We start from the raw sequence: 21,070 nt of genomic DNA on the forward strand, positions 1-21,070 counted from the left end.
TATGCGAAAAAAGATAATAATTTTATTTATAATACTTTGTCGCACTTTATTACTTGAAGCACAGAACAAATCAAATTTTACGATTCAATTGAAAGGATTTGATTCATACGACAAGGCAGTGGTTACTGTGCAGCATCTGGATGAACATGCCGATGTATTAAAAAATGAAACAGAACTGATTAATGGAAATATTTTTCCACTTGAGGGCGGAGTGGGCACCATCAAACTGGACCAAGTACCTAATAATTTTATATTAACCGTTAATTTATATTCGAGAGGAACTAGATATGGTTTAATTGCAAATTGGTTTGTGAATAATACCGACAGTATTGTTATTGAGGATAATGATTCAAAGCGTAATTTTGATCGTATTTCCATTAACGGACGTGGGTCGGCCCTATATGAATTGCAATATAAACTAGATGGAATAGTTGGAAATAGAATTACTTATCCAAACTATCCAACAACACTTGATTATTTTACCAGTGATTTTGCTCGATCATTTGGTTATGATCGAGCTGTTGATATGAATATTGAAGTTGGAAGATTGATCAATGAAACTGGTTTCGATAGTAATTGTAAAAAATGGATGCTCACCAATATGTTTTATAAAATATATACTGCTTATTTTTTGAAGCCATTAATACTATCTTTTGTATCAAATGATCTAGAGCGAACAAGAGCGATTAAAGATGTTTTCAATCAATTTAAATCTAATTATGGGAATGGTGCAGTTCCGGGAAACATGAAGCTATCGACAGACTATATGCTTTTTTATTTACTTTATTCAAAATTAGAGGCAACATTTTCAGAGGAGAACAAAGTAGAATATCAGTTACATAAGTTGCAAACTGACTTTAAAGGCGAATCTTTAGAAAAAATGGCTTATGCTTATCTATCCAGGACATTTTATCAAGTAAAAGGAGCTGACAGATTGAATATTTTGAATTGGATGATTTCAATAACAAAGTCACCGATGAGATTGGTTAAGCTGGAAGAAATGAGGGCAATTGGGGCGGGAATGCCTTTTCCAGATTTTGAATTAACAGATTTGAAAGGTAAACGCTGGACAAAAAATGATCTATTGGGTAAAGTAGTTTTCTTTGATTTTTATTATACAGGTTGTGGAAATTGTGTTACTTATTTTAAAAACAAGGTTTCAAAAGCTGAAGAACATTTTAGGAAAAATGAAGATGTTGTTTTTGTGAGTGTAAGTATCGATAAAAATTTCGAAGTTTGGAGGAGGTCGGTCGAATCTGAAAAATATAATTCTGAACATAGTTTGAAACTATATACCAACGGAGAAGGTAATAATCATGTTCTTATAAAAAACCTTAGAATAAATGGGTATCCTTTTCCAATTTTGATGGGTAAGAATGGTCTAATTGAGACTTCGGATAATGTCAATTTAGGAATAGCTAGTTCCAGTGCCGAAACACTGATAAAAACCATAGAGAAAAGTTTGATTCATTAATACAAAAGCCGGAAGTATTATTTCCGGCTTTTGCAACCTAGTTCATAGGTTCTTGATATTCGCCTTTTTCTGCACTATTGGGGACTATAGTGGCTGTCGAAGGTGGCGCTTGACCGACTACAGGATTTGCAGTACCAAGATTCCATTCTGCAGAACAATCTTTTTCCTGATTTTCCTGACATAACAGGTTTTCCTCATCTTGATAAATGAAATCAGCAGGATTAGTTGAAGGAATTCCGGTTTTATTATAAAAACGATGAACCCCCGCTAACTTTTTATCAGCTTTTGGTTTTTGTGTAAATGATTGCGTCATTGCCGCACCGCCTAATACAGCTACTCCAAGTAGCACTTTTGTGAAATTTTTTAATGAGGTTTTCATACCTTTAGTTTTAATTGTTTATAATTTTTGTTTTTTTTAGGGCGTAGATTCCGGCGATAAACCAGACCACATTAAAGATAATGTGTGTTTTCCAGCCCATGGATTCGATCACACCTCCGCAATTACAGAGTTTTTTTTCAACAAAAGCGACCATTAAGGTCAGATAAAGTGCGAATATGCCCATCAAAAAAGTAGATGCATGTAGGGCAAAACGCTTTATCTTGTTTACCGGGACAATCAATAATACAGCCAGCAGGATTTCCAAGATGGGAATGCCCCAGCCGATCAGTTCAGCATATTTCCCTAAATAGGGGATCTTGCTGTTTCCCCGAATAAATTCAGCGATAATTTGCAGCTTCGCAATTCCTGTATAGAAATATAAAAAAGCATAGCCATAAATAATCAAAGTAGGTATGCGAGGCTTGATCCAACGTGCACTCCGACGGATTAAACTACCATTTTTTGTGGATGTTGCCGGGTGTACTTTGTTGCCCTTGTTGTTGATGATATGTTCCATGTTTTTGCGTTGTGATGTTTCTTCTATCCATGCGACGGAATAGTCAACTCCCGTTAACTGATTTCCTGTATGCGGGTCTTACCCGCCGATGGGGAAGGTTGCAAATTTTTTCTTGTACTGTTTCATAATGTGTTTTTTTAGTGAGCAGATCGGAAGAAAATGGTACTGATACGATTAAGTTTGACGGACATAAATGCTTTCATCCGATCTGCTATTACAAATATCAACAGCATTGTCTGTTATATTTTGGGAATTTGGACACTATGTTTTGGGTTTTTATGCCCAAATTATTGGGCATAAAAACCCAAATTATTGGGAAAATGCCTATTCTCTTTCGCGTATAAGTCGACGAAGCAACTCTTCACTGATCCCCATAAACTGGGCTAATTCTTTATGTTTGATATACTGGCGTATATCCGGATATTTGTCAAAGACAAAATCATATTTATCAGGATTGGGCAATGAGAGCAACTTTGCCCGATAATCCAGATACTGTTGCTGTTTGTCCATCAGGCTGGCGTAGATCGGGAAAAGCTTTGGGTTTTTCGCATTAATCGTATATAGCTGTTTCCGTGTGGTCATGAATGTCCTGCAGTCACTGAGTGCGATAAACTGATAGTCATGCCTGTGGTAGGGGATCATCAGCGATTCGCCATTAATGGCATACCTGACCGGACAGGTCTTTTCATACTTTCCAAATAAACCCTCGGCTATAAGATAGAGCTCTCCCCAGTTGTTGGTCAGGTACTCGCCCTTAACAAAGCGGATCTCCTCAAATGCATCCGTTAGTTCAGGTATGGCAGATACCCATTCTGCATGGATGTCTATTAAAAAACTGGCTAAAATCTCTACCTTACTTTTCTTCATAATTAAGTATTGGCTGGTATTGAGCATAAAATAGACCCACAATTTATTAAACGATGTTTGCAAAATCAATTCTTGGGAAATAAAGGCATATGTAGGGACGAATCACCTTGATAGAGGGATGAATCCAAACATTTAGCGAGGGTATTTGGATGAAATATCGTTTTATCCCTCGATAAAGCAATATTTCCCAATTATTTTTTATTTAGAAAGCAACTTTCATATTTGTTCTGCTGGCCAGCAAAAAGGAGAAATAACTGCCCATTATGGCAACGGGATTGACCTGACCCGGATGGTTATAGGTCGTAAACGAAATAGACGATTATGGAAATCGAAATTCAAAAAATCGAGCCGGTAGTCTTTGAAGGAAGTTCAATCTTTGAGCTTTTTACTGAAGATACTCCACTAATTGATTTAGGTAGCGGCAAGTGCTGGCCTTCTTCATTTTAGTTAGGAGAAATGCTTTTCCCGAACCAGAGAGAAGCTGTCTTCTCTCTGGTTCATTGAATGATGCTATCCATATGCTGTAAACGATATGAAAGTAAAAGAAAAACAAAATCTACACCGGTTGATGTGGCTGGCAAATGTCCAGCAGTTTTTTCAGGACAAACCGGTCTCCATCTTATGGGAGCATTATACCACTTGGATCAACAATCGGGATAATTTTGAAACATTATACCGCGAATTCCCTTTAAAAAGGTTGGGTCAATTGAATAAGGCCGGTGTTGAGCGGGCTGAAATCACTGGGATCTTGATCACCTTTCACTATGGTCCATACCGACTGTTGCCCAAATTGCTGGTGCAAATGGGTTATCAGGTCACCTTACTGGTATCTGGGGCTGTATTGGAACGAGAGCTCAACTATTACCGATCGGAACTCGAGGATGCCGGAATGTTACAAAATCAACTGGAATGTATTGATGCAAATGAGGCAAACTCACTCCGACATATCCTGCGGGCTATTCAACATAAACGCTTGGTGTTGATATTTATGGATGCCGACGAAGGGGTGGGAAAAGAGAAGGAGGGTATCGGTGGACAAAAGCTGGCTGTTCCTTTTGGAAGCCACTTCTTCTACTGGCGGACCAATATTTTTAAACTGGCGTGCCGCTTCCAGATCCCGGTGCTCTGCTCATTTATGAAGCGGGCAAATAACGCTGTCCAATGGCAAATATCGCCTTTTATAACTATTATGGATACGGCGAAAGGACAGGGAGAAGAACTCATGATGGGCGCATTTTCCGCGCTGCAGATGGCATTTCACCAGATGATGCAGCAGGGATGGATCTATTGGGAAAACTGGGCTTTTATACATCAGTATAATGGACAGGATGCACTAGGAAAGAAAGGTATTACAGCAAAGGGAAGCTGGCTAGCTCCGTTCGAATATAACCGTAAAAAATATTTATTTGACGTAAAGAACAGGCAATTTTTTGAAGTAGCTTTTTGTTTTACTGATAGTTAATTATTATGTTTGAGTTAACCTTTGTCAATATAAACCTGAGTATAATGAATATGCAATCAATCCTAACATCAATCCAGCATAGTCTTTTGAAGCGTATGGCTATCTGTCTGTTAATCTTATTACTGGGCCTGACGATTGTCAATTTCGGTAAGCTCCATCTTTTTACACCACTGACTTTTACCGTCTATGTACTGCCTTTTATGCTCTTCTTTTCAGCCATGTACATCTGTTATCGAATGGCACTAGCTAAGGGTAGGTTTTGGTTTGTATGGTGCTTGTTGCTTTTGCTGTGCGTGGGGATGACCTATAGGTGTGTCAAGTACTATTATTATGACCTGGTACCGCTGTTTTTCAACGGATTTACCACCGACTGGAAACCAGAACATCGAACCGAGCTGCTTTCCCGTATTAGTAGTGGTCTGCTTTTCTTTGTTGTGATCGCGGCGGCCGACTATTTTGCTTGGGCACATTTCTATACGTATTTGCTTTCCAAAAAAGTACGGGCACAGCTGCACAGCATGTCCGATGTGCAATTGCTGTCCGGTCATTTTATGAGGCGGCTGTACAATATTGTCCGTGTCCAGCCCAAATCTGTTCAGAGCGAAAGCCTGGATTTCTTTCAGTATGTGACCGATAAAATAGCTAAGCCTACCGTATTGGTTCCTTTAAAAGAGGAATGGCATTACTTAATGCTATTGGTTTCCTATAGCACGGACCGCAGTTTTATGGTCGAAGGGGATGAATTGCTGGATCGGGGAATGTGGAACAGATCTGTGCCCACGCTGTCTATGATGACCTGGATTGAAAATGCCATTGCTTATAGTCCCTGTGATCCGGTAGAACCGATTGTCATCCGTTGGATCAGAACACAGCACGGAATGCAGCTCCAGATTAAAAATTGTATATCCTCGGCAGATCTGCAGCATGGGACAGGTAAAGGATTACAACTTGTTAACAGGCTTTATGAGCAGATGAACAATCACTTTATTGAACTGGAGTATGCTCTTGATGATCAGAAATACTTTGTTATTAAATTAACCTTTAAATCTTAATCCAATGGCCAAATATGATGTCATGATTATCGATGATGATTTATTCGATATCCGAAAAGCTGAAAAAGCATTAAGAGGAATTCCGCAGATGGGAGAAGTGAAGAGCTATACGAAAGCCATTGATGGTTTTAATGCCATCATTGACTGTCCGCCTGATGTCTTATTGCTCGATGTTGAAATGCCCGACATGTCCGGACTGGACCTTTATCTTACTTTGCCCGTTGATAAAAGACCACCAGTTATTCTGTACACCAAAACAGAAAAATATAGCTACAAAGGCATTAAAATGGCTGTTGCAGATTATCTGATCAAACCGGTCAGTTTTCCCGATTTATACATTGCCTTTAAGCGCGCTCTGGAGCAGAAAAATATCACGGTTAAGATTGATTTGGAAATAGAACCGAGTGGGCAGTGGTTCAAATTTAAAAACACAGACCGTTTTATTAAATTCGGTGACGTGGTCGCGATTGCGTCTATCAAAAATTATGTCATTTTTCATTTACGTGAAGCAGAGGAGGACTTTGAGTACCGCCTTACGATGGAACAGGCCGAACAGCTTTTGCCAAAAAGAACCTTCGTAAGGGTACACCGCGGTTTTATTGTCAATACAGATTTTACAACAAAAATAGTTGATAAAACGTTTGTACTGCCGGACCGACCGGACCTGCAGCTTAAAGTAAGTGATGTAGGGTTAAAACGACTGTACAATATAAATTGATGGGCTTACTATTATAAATCTAAATATATAACTATGCGTAAAAATCGCCATTTAAGGGGCTTTCTCATAAGCCCAGGGTACTCCTATGCCCAAAAATTAATCTTGTTGGAGCTTATGGCTACCAAGCGAAAGTTGGCTAGCTATCTTATACTTCGTGAGCAGATGGAGGAGGACAACGTAAAGCTGCGGGATGCGGACTATGTCAAATCTTACGTGGGTATTTCAACCGAAACGCTCTACCGTCTACAACGGGACGGGTATATCTGCGTGGCCAAACGCACCCGAAACAAACGCTATTACCGCGATGTGGATGTGGAGCGTCTGCGAAATAGTTACCGTGGGTAGTGCTACATGATCGCTTGATCTTTTGCTATAACCACTACTTTCTGTCATTCGTCTCTCTTTTTTGGAGGGACGAATTATTTGAAATAGAACTTCATCAATCATGACCTGCGAATCGATGTAAAATTCTATAGGAAGCCGTAGTTTTTACCTGACATTTGAATTTTATACGCAATATCCATCTTGTTGTGAACTATTCATCGAGTTGATGAGTTCTAAACGCAGTTAGTTGGAAGAGTTCTGATCTAACGTTATTTGTTACATTAAAAGATATGATTATGGCTAGTAAAAACAAATCGGGCGAAATGCCAAATGCACATTTACATGAGTTGTTTGTAGATGAACTAAAAGACATCCTAGGTGCTGAAAGACAATTGCTCAAAGGACTAAAAAAGTTATCAGACGGAGCCCATAGTGATACGCTGAAGGAAGCTTTTAAAACGCACTATAAGCAGACAGAAGGCCAGATAGAACGGTTAAAATCCGTATTCTCCAGTTTAGATCTGACCGCAAGGGGCAAAAAGTGTAAAGCTATGGAAGGCCTTTTGAACGAGGCTGAAGAAATTATGGAAGAGTTCCAGGACAGTCCAGAGGTGTTAGATGCAGCGTTGATCTGTGCTGCTCAGAAAGTGGAACATTATGAAATTGCCAGTTACGGTTGTCTGGTCACTTATGCCAGGCTGATGGAACATACGGAAGCGGAAGAATTTTTGGCTGCTACACTTGCCGAAGAGAAAGAAACAGATGTTTTACTGACCGAAATTGCCATGGATGAAGCCAATGTGGGAGAGGCTCAATAAAAGGTACGGACTCAATAGTCAAAATATCAAAGCTGGTTTTTAGGAGCCAGCTTTTTTTGTTTTTGACCCTAACGGTTGATCACTTCGGTCATCTTTTCTTAATAAGCGTGGTGATGATCTATTGACCAGACAAAACACAAAAAATCTCCAAACGACGATGGTGAGACCATCGTCTTGGAGATTTAAATATAGAAGCTACGTATTATGCTGAGTTAAGTAGAATAAGAGACCCTGCTCGTCATAACAGCACTGAAGTTTCCTTATGAGGTAGGTGGGATGACACCATTTGATGATTCTGTCGAATTGGAATCGCGATACTGGATCATGCTTGTATCGGGCATCATGGTATCTCGCTGCATAGTGGTATCCGTAGACATACTGTCCATATTATTTTCATTATGATTTGTACTGTTTCCGCAGGCTGATGCTAAAATTATACTCATTATAGCACCAAATAAAAATTTCATTTTTTTCATGATTGTCTAGTTTAGTTTAACGTTGTCAAGTGTTTTTATTTAGTTTAAGGTCGATTGGACATTATTGTTATATCTCTGACTGCCTTCTTCCATGATATCGTATCAATTGATCTGATACATTTTTAATTTTTCCTTCAATGTTTTTCGGATCACATGGATCCGTGATTTAATGGTTCCTTCGGGAAGATCATAGACCTCAGCTATTTCCTGATATTTATAACCATCCAGGTACATACGAAATATTTCGGCATTATCCTCAGATAAGCTTTCAAATGCTTTGTTGATATCATCATGGATCATCTTGTTTTCTGTTTGATTGATCGATATACCATCGAAATAATCGGTATGAACATATTCATCGTAGATGGCGCTTTTTCGTTTTTCACGGCGGTATTGATTGATGTAGATATTTTTCATAATCACATATAGCCAGGTCATCAATTTTGGATCATGGATAAAATTATGAATGGATTTTAATGCTCGAATGAAGGTTTCCTGCACCAGATCCTCTTTTTCATCATAATCGGATGTAAATTGACTGGCGAACTGGTTGAGTTGTTGTCTTTTTTCCGTGAACAAGACATTTAGATCTGCATTTTCCATAAAATCTCCTAATTAACATATTAACTTAATCCATTTAACTTAATCGATACTAAAATAACGTATAATATGCGCTAATAGTTTAATCCAGATCTTGCTGTGCGAAAAAGAAGATAGCAATGGGTATAAAGTACTGTTATGTATTCTGCTTTAAAAAAGTGTATCATTTCCATTACAAAGGGGTTTTTGAGCAATATGATTTCTTTAAGAGTACTTAAAGTAGTAGACGCAAACAGGTGTTTATTTTTTTGAAATGGGCATTTACCACATACTTGGTATAACACATAAAATCAATATTTTATGTATGAAAACACCTATTGGCTATGTGTGAAGTACCCTAATCATATTTTTATTGAACGATTGTGGGTAGAGATTGATTCTTGAAGTATAACATATGAAATAATATCACTCACTTAAAAAAAAACCAAGATGGAAAATTTAGAAAACAAAAATCCTACAGAAGGGGAAACAACGAAAAAGATCGAAGATAAAACTGCTCAAATACCTTCTAAAGTGTATTTATGTGCGGCCATCACGGCTATGGTTGGTGCAGCAGCATTAAAATGTGTGGGTCATAAGCATACCGCACTATTTGTTGGACAGTGGGTCGCGCCATTTTTACTATTCGGTATTTATAATAAAATCGTAAAAACACAGGGCCACGATCAGCAAGACCATCAATCTTAAAAAAAAATTATTCTAAAGAAGAAAAAGAGCAAGACTACTTTTAAATTTTAACATTATGATCAGAAATTTGAAACTATGCGGCATATTTCTAGGAATTATTGCCCTTCTCGCTTTTAAACAGCAAAATGCAGAACAGGAATTTATCACTAAAGCGTATATGTCCAATCAGTATGAAATTGCTGTTGCCAAGCTCGCCAGTGAAAAATCAAAAAATGATGCGGTAAAGACCTATGCCAGTATGTTGATTGATGATCATCAAAAACAAATTGGTGACCTTCAAAAAATGGCTGCTACACAGGGCATAACCTTGGTGGACGGACTGGATGCCGACCATCAAAAGGAATGGGACAAGGTAAATGGTGCGGATAGTACCAGCTTTGATCGCACGTTTAAAGACGATGCTGTCGCTTCACATCAAAAAGCCATTGCGCTATTTGAAGATGCTGCTAAAAATGAAAACATCAAAAACGCCGAACTTAAAAATTGGATCATTGGTACTTTACCAGGACTTAAAGCACATCTGGACCAAGCTCGTGTACTTGTTGCAGATGACATGACCGAAACTGCCGTTAGTATCCCACCTCATACACTGGGCAGCGTAAACAAGTAAGAACATAATAAATATTTGAAGTCATGAACTTCATAATATGAGAGATCACGTTAAGTTAGATATCATAAATTGTATGCTAACTTAACGTGATTTTTTTACATATGACCTGATCGGTCAGATTGTTAACATCCGCGACATGATCCCTTTCATCTCATCATCAGGAGCTGCATCATGTTGATCGCTTCGGCTAATTCAATGGGTCGATCGGGTCTATTAAATCATCTCGATCCCGACCGTGAGTTTCATCACGTGAATATTCCTCCAGGTCGCTTTCTTGATGTTCCTGATGACGTTCTGGTTTAGCATTTGGATCTTCTAACTCAGGATCTGGATGGGTAAGAGTGCTATCATCATCTTCGTCCGTGTCATTGTGGGAGGATCGGTTTGGATCTTGGTTATCGGATTGATCTGGATTGACCATCATTGCTGCCACGATAAGACCTAGTCTTTTGTCGGCGGTTTCTGCATGTAAGTTCATCGTTTTTATTTTTAAGGGTCTAATTTATTTTATAAGAACAGCTCCGCACAACAAATAGTTGAGCCGTAAAATACCCGAAAAAAGGAACAAGTACGCAACGACTCCCTTCATTGGCTTATTTGAGAATAAAATATTGGTGCAACAAGATATCGGTCATAAAAGGGGAAAGGATCGTGTATAAAACGAACAATGATTCAATATGAGTATTTATTGTCCGTATAGGGAAACTAATCAATTCAGTGTAGATAAGATGTTTTATAGGCTAGTTGTGGGTATGCGATGGTGGCTTAGTATAATGTATGATGAGATCTTCAGCGTTGACTTTCAGGGGTCACATCCAAGAAAAAGTAAAAGGTTGTACCCACTCCTTTTTTACTTTCTAATTCAATGGTAGACTGATGGTAACGAAGTATCTCCGATACAATATACAGTCCGATACCGAATCCCGAAATATGATTAGTTTGCTCGCTATCTACTCGATAAAACCGGTTAAATAATTTTTTTTGATCTGCCAAATCGATCCCAATGCCTTCATCTTGAACATATAATTTAATTTTTTCACCAAACTTCTCACATCCTAATGTAATGGTTCCGCCATCAGGTGAATATTTGATGGCATTAGAAAGGAGATTCATCAATACTTGCCCCATCTTGTCCCGATCAGCCATAATGGTGATATTGCTGTCGCATGCAAATGTAATATGATGTTTGTTGATCAAGAGTTCTGCTTCGTTTTTAATTTCCTCAAATAAACTGAGGAGCGAGATAGGTTCTATATTTACCTGCAATTTTCCTTCTTCGATTCTGGCTAGACTCAGAAAATCCCGGATCAGAGAATTCATTTTCTTAGCTTGATTTTCAATTTTTGCAGTCATCTGCAAGCCAAGATCATCGTTGCTGTCATTAAATTTTTGCTTCAGTACTTGGGTAAATAATAGTACGGAGGTCAACGGTGTTTTTAGTTCATGACTGACCATGGAAATAAAATCATTTTTCCGTCTCTCCTCGAGCTTTTTATCCGTGATGTCGCGGGCAATTTTTGAGATACCAAAAATTTTTCCTTGATCATCACTTATGGGAGATATGGTCAAGGAAACATCCAGTAGTTTACCGGATTTAGTTCTGCGTTTAGTTTCAAAATGTTTCAGAGACTCACCAGTTCGCAACCGCTGTAAAAGATCATTTTCCTGATCTTTAAGGTTCTCTGGCACTAATTTTTCAGTCGAATGGCCGATCATTTCAGCAGCACTATAGCCAAATACCTCTTGGGCTGCATGGTTCCAACTCGTGATGGTCCCATCCAGTGATTTTCCAATAATAGCATCGTTAGAGCAGTTGACAATAGCAACCAATTCTGCATTCGTCGTTTCAGCGACTTTAAGATCGGTAATATCGAGGATGGATCCAATAATCCGGTGCAATCCTTGATCGGTATCAAAGTGTATTAAACCTTGCACCTTTATCCAGCAGGTATTGTTGACCGTTGATTTGTTGGTTTGGCAGATGAAGTCAAAAGACCTATCCGAAATATGATGTTGTAATCTTTCGATTTTAAGGCTCACTTCGCCCCGGTCATCGGGATGAACAAGCGCAAGAATATGATCGGGGTATAAAATATCATCCTCCAGCTCCAATATCTTTTTCGTTTCCGTAGATAAATATATTTTTCCTTCTTCCAGCACCCAGTCCCAAGTTCCTAATGCGGTTGCTTCGATGGCTAATCTCAGCCTTTCTTCGCTTTTCTTAAGCAAATGCATGAGATGATTTCGCCGTTCTTCCTCTCTCACTAATGCAGTAATATCTTTTGTAAAACATCGGGAATGTATAAATTCGCCATCTTTAAAAAGTCCATTTGAACTGATCACCACATACTTCAACGTTCCATCTTTGCATATTAATGTGGCGGGATAGTCTCTCAATGTTTCATGATCTAAAAGGCGCTTAAAGAGCTCATGAATAATCGTTGGATCTTGATGAAAATCGGTAATCGGCTTCCCCAAGTATTCATCTCTATCGTAACCTAACAAATCCAGTTCTGCTTGATTTGCCCATATGATAATACCATCCGCATTGACCCAGTGAAGGGGTACTGCTCCATGCTCTATAAAATCTGTGAGTTGTGCTACTCGATCTTTAAGCTCCTCATTTTCCTTTTCTAGAGTTGCTATACTTCCAGGTGTTTGATTAGGTTCCATGCTGATAAATACTATTTTATTAAAATGAATAGGATAATCACTAATAGTAAAAATACTATAAATATTATATTTAACGAATAATTTTTTATTAAATTATTCAATCAGAATGCAATCTGTGGATCAATTACAATCGTTACTCATTATCTCTGTAGATCGTCGTATCGTTTTTTTAAGGTATTTCGAATTTGCTGGATAGGCACATTAATACGCAAAAAATACTTATTTGAAGGTAGTTACTAGCAAGTATTTAGGTCACTATGTCGGGTATTTACAACTCCTATTAACTATTAATACTGGAATAGTATGCTGCTGCAGAAAAAATTAAACGATTCTACCTCGGAATTGTTCACCTTAACAAATACTTAACTGTCTATTTATTAAATTAGAAAGGAGATTTTTTTATGCAAGCAATGAATTACAGAGGGCCTAAGCGGGTTCGGATAGCCGAAAAACCGATGCCAGAAATACTTCATCCCGACGATGCCATTATACGGGTCACCAGAGCCTGTATTTGCGGTTCAGATCTCCATCTGTATCACGGCATGGTTCCAGATACTCGCGTGGGAAGCACTTTTGGACATGAGTTTATCGGTGTGGTGGAAGAAGTTGGTCCGACGGTACAAAAACTTAAAGTTGGGGATCAGGTGCTAGTACCCTTTAATATAGCCTGTGGACAATGCGCATTTTGTAAACAAGGGCTATATGGCAATTGTCACGAATCAAATTCTATGGCAACGGCTGTTGGTGGAATATTTGGCTATTCGCATACTGCAGGTGGCTTCGATGGTGGACAGGCGGAATATGTGCGCGTTCCTTATGCCGATGTTGGTCCAACCGTCATTCCCGAAGGTATGGATTTAGATGATGCCTTGCTATTAACGGATGTAGTCCCGACAGGTTATCAAGCTGCTGAGATGGGTGGTATTAAAAAAGGAGATACTGTCGTGGTGTTTGGTGCAGGACCGATCGGTATCATGGCGGCTAAATGTGCATGGCTCTTTGGAGCAGGACGTGTCATTGTGATTGATCATCTCGAGTATAGATTGGATTTTGTTCGTCAGTATGCTCAATGTGAAGCCTATAATTTCAAATCTCTGGTAGATCCAGTGCTTTTTATTAAAAAGACAACGGATTGGTTCGGTGCTGATGTATGTATCGATGCCGTTGGGTCAGATGCTTGTGGAAGCATGCTCCATACCATTACTGGTAAAAAGCTCATGTTGCAAGCAGGTGCAGCAACGGCACTACATTGGGCAGTCAATGCTGTTAAAAAAGGAGGCATTGTCTCCGTAGTAGGTGTATACGGCCCGACAGATAATCTGGTTCCCATAGGAAATGTGGTCAATAAAGGATTGACCATTCGTGCTAATCAGGCGTCAGTCAAACGGTTGTTGCCGCGATTGATTGAACATATTAAGTCGGGGGTTTTAGATCCAAAAGGCATCATTACCCACCGCATTCCTTTATCGGAGGTCGCGGATGCGTATCATATTTTTTCTTCAAAACTTGACGGTTGCATCAAACCCGTAATTATTCCAGGAAAAGGATAACATAAATTGAATTATTATGAAACAAGAGCAAGAACATTTTAAAAACATACCGGGCTGGGGCATTGATGCAGATGCGGACAATGAACCCACATATCCGATGAAAAATTATACGGGAGACGATCATCAGCGAAGCAATTGGGATCGTCCAGCCCTACAGAAGCCAAGTGTGGAAGTATTACATTCCAATGAAAGGCCAACTTACTCTGCCGTAATAGGGGAGACAGTACCGCCAACTAGACTCAGTGGGATGGTCAGAAGATATGCTTTTCAATTTAGTGAATCTAGTTATGGTCATTGGTTACCTTTACTATTGGCCGATAGGATAAACGTAGTGGAGGGTATAGCGGATGATCTAGCAAAAGGAAAGATTCCCAATATATTCGTGGAGAGAGGCTGGAATGCAGAGTGGAAATACAATCGACCGGTGCTCATACAGAAAATGGTTATGGCCGCAGCTACCCTTGGAGCTGTAGTGGCTCTTTATCAACTGAAAAAGCGGATCAAAACAAAATAATGTAATAAGGCTGAGCCATCATATAATTGATGGCTTTGCCATTTTCCAATTCATTAGAATATGGAATAATATTGCTTGATATCCTCCGTTAGCCTGTTAATAAATATCACTCTATCTACAGTCAATGCCTTAAACGTATTGACATACAATCATTTAATTCTTATCTGTTGCACGATTACTTGTTTTAAAACAAGACTATATCGGACTCTCTTTGGAAGATATTAATGAAAATTTTAGATATCCCAATATTATCAGTATAGTGATTTCTACAGGTAAAATGCTGGAAAAAGAAGGTCAGACTACGGACATGCGCTGGTATCTGATGAATATTCTGCCCTATATCACGCGAAAGGATAGTAAAACAAATGGTGTCATTATTACATTTGTTGATATAACGGCTCGGATCAAAGATTTGAAAGAGCAGGAAAAACTGATTATGGAACATGAATTACTGTTGGATCAGATCGCTCATGATATTAAAAGTCCATTAGCAGGTCTTTATCTAACCTGTGATCTGCTCAAAATATTGCCAGAAAATAAATCATCAAAGTTTAAGCTGATGATCGAAAATCTGGAGAGGGGACTGGTCAATATCAAAAAGGTCATTTACGATTTAACAGAAAGTCGCTGGGGAAAACAAAAATATCAGGCGGCTGAAGAACTATTGGATCTACCCCATATCTTGGAAGACGTCAGACTGGCACTAGCTCCGCAGATCATCGCTTAAAATGCCAACATTTCTCAAAATATTGAAGTATCCGAGATCAAATTTGTGCGACGGAAGCTTCGTAGTGTGTTGTACAATATTCTCAGCAACGCGATCAAATATACACCGGCAGACCGCGAACCTGACATAAAAATTCACGCTTACCAAGAAGATGCCTTCATGGTTATCCGTATTAAGGACAATGGTATCGGTATGGCTGAAAAAGATATAGCCACTATTTTTGACAAATTCAAAAGAGCGACCTCATTGGCAGATGGCTCCGGAGTGGGATTATATTTAGTTAACAGTATTGTGAAAAATGCGAAAGGTAAAATTCTGGTAAAAAGTAAGCTTGGTCACGGATCCGAATTTATAGTATATTTAGTCTCCAATTAAGATGCATCAAGCTATTTTATAGGAGGTCTTTATTTTGATAATTGCATTTATTCTGTCATCCTATTTTGTGACGTATTACCTTAGATGATTTGTATAAAAATTGAGTAATAATTTTTTTATCAAAGTCCTAAGAGGGGATCTTAGGACTTGATCGTTAATCTGTAGTAATCTTTATGATAAGACTCCGTGAGAGAGCAGTATAAAAATAATAATTGTCTTTAAATTCTCAAAATAAAAATAAATTTTTTCCGGACTCCGCTTATGGGCTTCGTCTTAATATGTAATAGTATCAATTAATGATGAATATGTATGCTTTCCACATAGAAGTAAACACATTCCAGTCACTAAACTTTGCGAAGTTAACAGTGCTGTCGACCTATCATAACGCCGGATCTTTTGGGATTTCAATATTAAGGTAGAAAATCTCCCTTTTATTCTCCATGAGCAGGATAAAGTATACAACTTAACATACGATATCAGCATAACCTTGCTCACTCTATTCCTTTTACCGCCATTTTCGCCGTGCTTGTCAGATGCGGCATATCATGCTTACATCTAAGAGTAGCATTTCCTAATACAAATTTCACACTGTAAAGTCGCGTGCAACGTATAAATATGTTTTGATAGGTATTTATGCCCCTTATCGACAATTTATGAACGATTAGGATGAAGGGGTTGTTATCCTAGCGTAAATGTATCAGGTTAATAGCCCATGCGGCAGTAATCAACTCGATTGATTTAACAAGATCAGTTTAATAAACGTTTAAGTACTGTTAAAGTATTAAAAACAGCAAATTCAACGGTTCAGCTATGATTAAAAGAGACGGTAAAAATATAAGCTTATGGCAAGATCTGGAAGATTTGGAGGGTTACCAGCAGGTGCCACCCTCTGATCAGTTTGATGTCATTATTGTTGGCGCTGGTATAACAGGTATCACGACCGCATTGAAGTTGCAAGCGCAAGGTAAGAAATGCTTAATTCTTGAAGCACATACCGTCGGATTTGGGACGACCGCCGGAACATCGGCTCATCTGAATACGGTATTGGATACACCCTATCAAACACTCATTTCCAATTTTGGAAAACAACAAGCCATACTGGCTGCTGAGGCTGTTCAACAGGCACTAGAACAAATAGCCGGTTTTATTGAAAAATTTCAGATTTCCTGCGACTTTAGCCGTTGCGATGGCTACATGTATGCGACACAGCAGGACGAAGAAAAAGAGCTGGTCGAAACCTTAGAAGCCATCAACGAAGTGGGTATTCATGCCGAGTTTGTCGACAATATCCCTGGTCCGATGGATTTTACTCGGGCGATAAAGTTTGGAGGGCAAGGACGCTTTCATCCCCTTAAGTATTTAAAAGCGCTGTATGCTGAATTTTTGAAATTAGGCGGTCATATTCTGGAAAATACAAAAGTGGTCAAAATCATTGATCAGGAAGGTTTTCAACGTGTAGAGACAGCAGGTGATAAAAGCTATTATGCTGATCATGTGGTCTATGCTACCCATACGCCACCGGGAGTTCATCTGTTGACGTTCAAACTAGCTCCTTACCGTAGTTATGTGATGGGGATCGAATTAGCAGATAACGAATCTTATCCTGAAGACCTTATTTATGATATGCAAGATCCGTTTCACTATTTTAGAAAAGCCGACTATCAAGATCGACAACTGTTACTAGTAGGGGGGCAGGATCATAAAACCGGTCAGCACAACAATACAGATTTTAATTTTACAGAACTGGAATCATTTGTCAGAAATACATATAAGGTGAAAGAAGTCGTATATAAGTGGTCATCGCAATATTACGAAAGTACCGACGGCTTACCCTATATTGGATATTTTCCAGGTAAAAAGAACAAGCGGATATTTGTGGCAACTGGTTATAGCGGTAACGGTATGATCTTCGGAACCTTATCTGCTCAAATCATTTCGGACCTGATTGTGCATGGCAAAAGTACGTATGAAGCGCTATTTTCGCCTTCACGATGTAAGCCAATTGCCGGTTTTTCTAATTTTATGACTGAAAATATAGATGTCGCCAAACATCTGATTACCGATAAGCTCTCGGTATCCAAGATCCACAGCTATGCCGAAATTGCCAAAGGAGAGGGGCGCATTATCAATTTTGAAAACCGAGATATTGGCCTTTTTAAAGATGACACAGGTCAGTTATTTGCGGTAGATCCAGTGTGCAAACATGCCGGCTGCGTCGTGCAGTGGAATAGCACGGAGCGAAGCTGGGACTGTCCTTGTCATGGCGCTCGATATGATCCGACTGGCCTTTTGCTTACTGGTCCAGCCACAACAGGCTTACCTGCTTATGAAATAAATGGAGATGATTAAACAAGAAAGAAAAAGCAACCAAGAAGCAGGATATTAATGAAGCGATATGCTCACTTTCTTGTAAGTTTTTCAGTTTGCTTCCGAAGTAAACTATCAAATTTTAATTTTTCACCTTTAATGAATACATTATGAAAAACGAAACGGGCACAACGCCAAAATTTAAAATGAAAACGTCGGTTCATTCTGAGCCTGCTTTAAATGAACTTTTTTTTGATGGCATCCGGGATCTGTATTGGGCCGAAAACCATCTCCTTAAAACCTTGCCGAAAATGATTAAAGCTGCTACCTCAGCAGCACTCAGCAAGGCCATCGAAAATCATCTGAAAGAGACAGAAGGACATGTTGCTAGGCTCGAAACGATATTTGATATCATGGGAAAAGAGCCAATTGCTAAAAAATGCAATGCCATGGAGGGCTTGGCCAAAGAAGGCGAAGAGATCATTGAAAGTACAGAAGCAGGGACGGCAACCCGTGATGTGGGTATTATACTAGCCTCCCAAAAAGTAGAACACTATGAAATTGCGAGTTATGGTGGTCTGCTGCAGCTTGCTGCCACACTGGGATTGACCGAGGTAGCGACACTCCTAGAGCAAACTTTGGAAGAAGAAAAAGCAGCTGATCTCATATTGACAGAAGTGGCCGAAGAAGGAGTTAATTATCAGGCATCAGAAGAATCGTAAAACCTATTAAAATCAACCCCATGAAAAAAAATAAAACCGAAGATTATACCACCAAGCCGGTGGACAATAAAAAAGTCCAGTCGCTGCAGCCACATATAGCTGATGCCTCCGGACAACAGATGACGACCGATCATGGCTTGTTGATCAATGACGATCAAAATTCGTTAAAAGCCGGAGAACGGGGAGCTACTTTACTGGAAGATTTTATTCTTCGAGAAAAGTTGACACATTTTGATCATGAGCGCATTCCCGAACGCATTGTCCATGCAAGAGGTTCAGGCGCACATGGCGTATTTAAATTGTATAAGCCTTTGAACAAGGTTACTAAAGCTGTCTTCTTAAATGATACAGAAGTGGAAACTCCAGTATTTGTGCGTTTCTCCACCGTTGCAGGTTCCAAAGGGTCGACCGATCTCGCGCGAGATGTCAGGGGATTTGCCGTAAAATTTTATACTGAGCAAGGAAATTTTGATTTAGTGGGCAATAATATGCCCGTATTTTTTATTCAAGATGCCATGAAGTTTCCGGATTTGGTACATGCGGTCAAACCAGAACCGGACAATGAAATTCCACAAGCAGCCTCGGCACATGATACGTTTTGGGACTTCATTTCGTTAATGCCCGAGTCCACGCATATGATCATGTGGCTGATGAGTGATCGTGCCATACCGCGCAGTTACCGCATGATGGAGGGATTTGGGGTACATACCTTCCGCTTGATCAATGAAAAGGGTGTGGCCAGTTTTGTAAAATTTCATTGGAAACCGCTATTGGGGGTACATTCCGTGGCTTGGGACGAAGCCCAGAATATTTCTGGCAAGGATCCAGATTTCCATAGAAGAGATTTATGGGAAGCGATCGAAAGTGGTGCCTTTCCGGAATGGGAGCTTGGAGTCCAGATTGTACCAGAAGAAGATGAGTTTAAATTTGGAATCGATTTGTTAGATCCTACTAAAATTATTCCAGAAGAACTTGTTCCAGTTGAACGAATTGGTAAGATGACCTTGAACCGTAATCCTGACAATTTTTTCGCAGAAACGGAACAAGTTGCGTTTCATGTTGGTAATATTGTACCTGGTATTGATTTTACGAATGACCCCTTGTTGCAAGGCAGGTTATTTTCCTATACCGATACCCAGCTGATTCGACTCGGAGGACCTAATTTTCATGAAATACCGATCAATCGTCCGATCGTACCTATTTATAATAACCAGCGGGACGGCTTTATGCGCCAACAAATTAACAAAGGGAAGACGAGCTACGGACCCAATGCTTTGGGAAATAACGACCCACAGCAAGTCCGCGAGGCAGATGGTGGTTTCACCTCTTATCAGGAACGGGTTGATGCCAAGAAGATACGGAATAGAAGTAAGAGTTTTTTTGATCATTTTAGTCAAGCCCGATTATTTTTCAACAGTCAGTCCGAACCTGAAAAAAATCATATGATTGATGCTTTTAGCTTTGAGCTAGGAAAAGTAAAGACCATTGCTATCCGGGAGCGTATGCTTGGTATCTTATCCTTGGTCGATCCGGCTATTGCAGCGGAAGTGGCTTTTCAATTGGGATTAAAAGTGCCTAAAAAAATAGAGCAACCGATTAATCGAAGCATACCAGCAGATGGTGTTGTCACCGATTATCAGCCGATAGAAGTCGAATCACCAATCGCTAGATCCGCAGCATTGAGTATGGAAAATACGGTAAAAGATGGAATTGTCAGCCGTAAAATTGCGATACTTGCTGCCGATGGAGTAGATGCCAAGTCGCTCAATTCCATGAAAGAAGCCCTTGAAGATGCGGGCGGTTTCGTCCATATTATTGCACCAAAACTAGGAGTCTTACTTGCTGCAGATAACAGCCAGATTCCCGTTGACGAGAGCTTTCTTACTGCAGCCTCAGTTTTATATGATGCCGTTTATGTCCCAGGGGGCACGAATAGCGTGGCGACGTTAGAAGCTGAGGCCAATGCGGTGCATTTTCTCAATGAGGCTTTCAAGCATTGCAAGGCTATTGCTGCAGATGAACAGGCATTACAAATATTAGAAGCGACGTACTTTAGCCAAAAAATCCCCGATGAATTTTCAGAGGAAACGGTACTTTCTGAAGGAATTGTTTACGGTAATAAGGGATTTAGACTTGCGGCGCTCTTTATCAAAGCAATCGCACAACACCGTTTCTGGAATCGTGAAAAGCCACGTTTAGTTCCAGCGTAGAACATTTA

At 39.5% G+C, this 21,070-nt stretch carries 21 protein-coding genes and 1 pseudogene; 15 read left to right on the forward strand and 7 right to left on the reverse strand.

Annotation, left to right across the window (positions count from 1 at the left end):
• The first annotated feature begins 1 nt into the window (after position 1).
• Entirely contained in the window at positions 2-1,474 is a 1,473-nt protein-coding gene (locus MUB18_RS14505) for a TlpA family protein disulfide reductase (RefSeq protein WP_248753591.1), read from the forward strand.
• A gap of 37 nt (positions 1,475-1,511) precedes the next feature.
• Here the strand turns inward: MUB18_RS14505 and MUB18_RS14510 are convergent, their stop codons facing one another.
• The 3 genes from MUB18_RS14510 to MUB18_RS14520 form a co-directional block, all read right to left on the reverse strand.
• Positions 1,512-1,853, reverse strand: a complete 342-nt coding sequence (locus tag MUB18_RS14510) for a hypothetical protein (protein WP_108160853.1) — start codon at positions 1,851-1,853, stop codon at positions 1,512-1,514.
• A gap of 10 nt (positions 1,854-1,863) precedes the next feature.
• Positions 1,864-2,370, reverse strand: coding sequence for a MauE/DoxX family redox-associated membrane protein (locus tag MUB18_RS14515; protein WP_248753592.1), 507 nt, complete (start codon positions 2,368-2,370; stop codon positions 1,864-1,866).
• Positions 2,371-2,694: 324 nt separating this feature from the next.
• Positions 2,695-3,237: a hypothetical protein gene (locus MUB18_RS14520; RefSeq protein ID WP_248753593.1), complete on the reverse strand. Its 543-nt coding sequence runs from the start codon at positions 3,235-3,237 to the stop codon at positions 2,695-2,697.
• Positions 3,238-3,558: 321 nt separating this feature from the next.
• On the opposite strand from MUB18_RS14520, the gene MUB18_RS21870 reads away from it, so the two are divergent.
• From MUB18_RS21870 to MUB18_RS14540, 5 genes are all read left to right on the forward strand, one after another.
• Positions 3,559-3,684 (forward strand): hypothetical protein, encoded by a 126-nt coding sequence (locus MUB18_RS21870; protein ID WP_262917499.1) that lies wholly within the window; start codon positions 3,559-3,561, stop codon positions 3,682-3,684.
• Positions 3,685-3,769: 85 nt separating this feature from the next.
• Positions 3,770-4,699: a hypothetical protein gene (locus tag MUB18_RS14525; RefSeq protein ID WP_248753594.1), complete on the forward strand. Its 930-nt coding sequence runs from the start codon at positions 3,770-3,772 to the stop codon at positions 4,697-4,699.
• 44 nt (positions 4,700-4,743) lie between these two features.
• Positions 4,744-5,751: a hypothetical protein gene (locus MUB18_RS14530; RefSeq protein ID WP_248753595.1), complete on the forward strand. Its 1,008-nt coding sequence runs from the start codon at positions 4,744-4,746 to the stop codon at positions 5,749-5,751.
• A gap of 4 nt (positions 5,752-5,755) precedes the next feature.
• Positions 5,756-6,469, forward strand: a complete 714-nt coding sequence (locus MUB18_RS14535) for a LytR/AlgR family response regulator transcription factor (RefSeq protein ID WP_248753596.1) — start codon at positions 5,756-5,758, stop codon at positions 6,467-6,469.
• Between the two features lie 620 nt (positions 6,470-7,089).
• Entirely contained in the window at positions 7,090-7,611 is a 522-nt protein-coding gene (locus MUB18_RS14540; RefSeq protein WP_248753597.1) for a ferritin-like domain-containing protein, read from the forward strand.
• Between the two features lie 260 nt (positions 7,612-7,871).
• Here MUB18_RS14540 and MUB18_RS14545 read toward each other — a convergent pair whose 3' ends face one another.
• Positions 7,872-8,087: a hypothetical protein gene (locus tag MUB18_RS14545; RefSeq protein ID WP_248753598.1), complete on the reverse strand. Its 216-nt coding sequence runs from the start codon at positions 8,085-8,087 to the stop codon at positions 7,872-7,874.
• Positions 8,088-8,189: 102 nt separating this feature from the next.
• Positions 8,190-8,690, reverse strand: a complete 501-nt coding sequence (locus MUB18_RS14550; protein WP_248753599.1) for an RNA polymerase sigma factor — start codon at positions 8,688-8,690, stop codon at positions 8,190-8,192.
• Positions 8,691-9,116: 426 nt separating this feature from the next.
• On the opposite strand from MUB18_RS14550, the gene MUB18_RS14555 reads away from it, so the two are divergent.
• The gene (locus tag MUB18_RS14555) at positions 9,117-9,374 is read left to right on the forward strand and encodes a hypothetical protein (protein WP_248753600.1); all 258 of its coding nucleotides are present in this window, start codon (positions 9,117-9,119) and stop codon (positions 9,372-9,374) included.
• Positions 9,375-9,429: 55 nt separating this feature from the next.
• The gene (locus MUB18_RS14560) at positions 9,430-9,984 is read left to right on the forward strand and encodes a DUF4142 domain-containing protein (protein ID WP_248753601.1); all 555 of its coding nucleotides are present in this window, start codon (positions 9,430-9,432) and stop codon (positions 9,982-9,984) included.
• Between the two features lie 187 nt (positions 9,985-10,171).
• Here MUB18_RS14560 and MUB18_RS14565 read toward each other — a convergent pair whose 3' ends face one another.
• Together MUB18_RS14565 and MUB18_RS14570 are read right to left on the reverse strand one after the other, a co-directional pair.
• Positions 10,172-10,462: a hypothetical protein gene (locus MUB18_RS14565; protein WP_248753602.1), complete on the reverse strand. Its 291-nt coding sequence runs from the start codon at positions 10,460-10,462 to the stop codon at positions 10,172-10,174.
• 311 nt (positions 10,463-10,773) lie between these two features.
• Positions 10,774-12,657, reverse strand: a complete 1,884-nt coding sequence (locus MUB18_RS14570; protein WP_248753603.1) for a PAS domain S-box protein — start codon at positions 12,655-12,657, stop codon at positions 10,774-10,776.
• A gap of 401 nt (positions 12,658-13,058) precedes the next feature.
• Here MUB18_RS14570 and MUB18_RS14575 point away from each other — a divergent pair, with 401 nt between their 5' ends.
• The 7 genes and pseudogenes from MUB18_RS14575 (at position 13,059) to MUB18_RS14605 (ending at position 21,062) form a co-directional block, all read left to right on the forward strand.
• Positions 13,059-14,207 carry a zinc-dependent alcohol dehydrogenase gene (locus MUB18_RS14575; protein WP_248753604.1) on the forward strand — a complete coding sequence of 383 codons (1,149 nt, stop codon included), beginning with the start codon at positions 13,059-13,061 and terminating at the stop codon, positions 14,205-14,207.
• Positions 14,208-14,223: 16 nt separating this feature from the next.
• Complete coding sequence (locus MUB18_RS14580; protein ID WP_248753605.1) at positions 14,224-14,721, forward strand: hypothetical protein; 498 nt, start codon at positions 14,224-14,226, stop codon at positions 14,719-14,721.
• A gap of 181 nt (positions 14,722-14,902) precedes the next feature.
• A pseudogene (locus MUB18_RS14585) lies at positions 14,903-15,448 on the forward strand (PAS domain-containing protein); the annotation flags it as partial.
• A 45-nt stretch (positions 15,449-15,493) separates the two neighbouring features.
• Entirely contained in the window at positions 15,494-15,823 is a 330-nt protein-coding gene (locus MUB18_RS14590) for a sensor histidine kinase (RefSeq protein WP_248753607.1), read from the forward strand.
• An 810-nt stretch (positions 15,824-16,633) separates the two neighbouring features.
• Positions 16,634-18,172, forward strand: a complete 1,539-nt coding sequence (locus MUB18_RS14595; RefSeq protein WP_248753608.1) for an FAD-dependent oxidoreductase — start codon at positions 16,634-16,636, stop codon at positions 18,170-18,172.
• 128 nt (positions 18,173-18,300) lie between these two features.
• Positions 18,301-18,852: a ferritin-like domain-containing protein gene (locus MUB18_RS14600; protein WP_248753609.1), complete on the forward strand. Its 552-nt coding sequence runs from the start codon at positions 18,301-18,303 to the stop codon at positions 18,850-18,852.
• A 20-nt stretch (positions 18,853-18,872) separates the two neighbouring features.
• Positions 18,873-21,062: a catalase gene (locus MUB18_RS14605; RefSeq protein WP_248753610.1), complete on the forward strand. Its 2,190-nt coding sequence runs from the start codon at positions 18,873-18,875 to the stop codon at positions 21,060-21,062.
• Positions 21,063-21,070: the final 8 nt, after the last annotated feature.

The organism is Sphingobacterium sp. PCS056, from assembly GCF_023273895.1.
Lineage (GTDB): Bacteria > Bacteroidota > Bacteroidia > Sphingobacteriales > Sphingobacteriaceae > Sphingobacterium.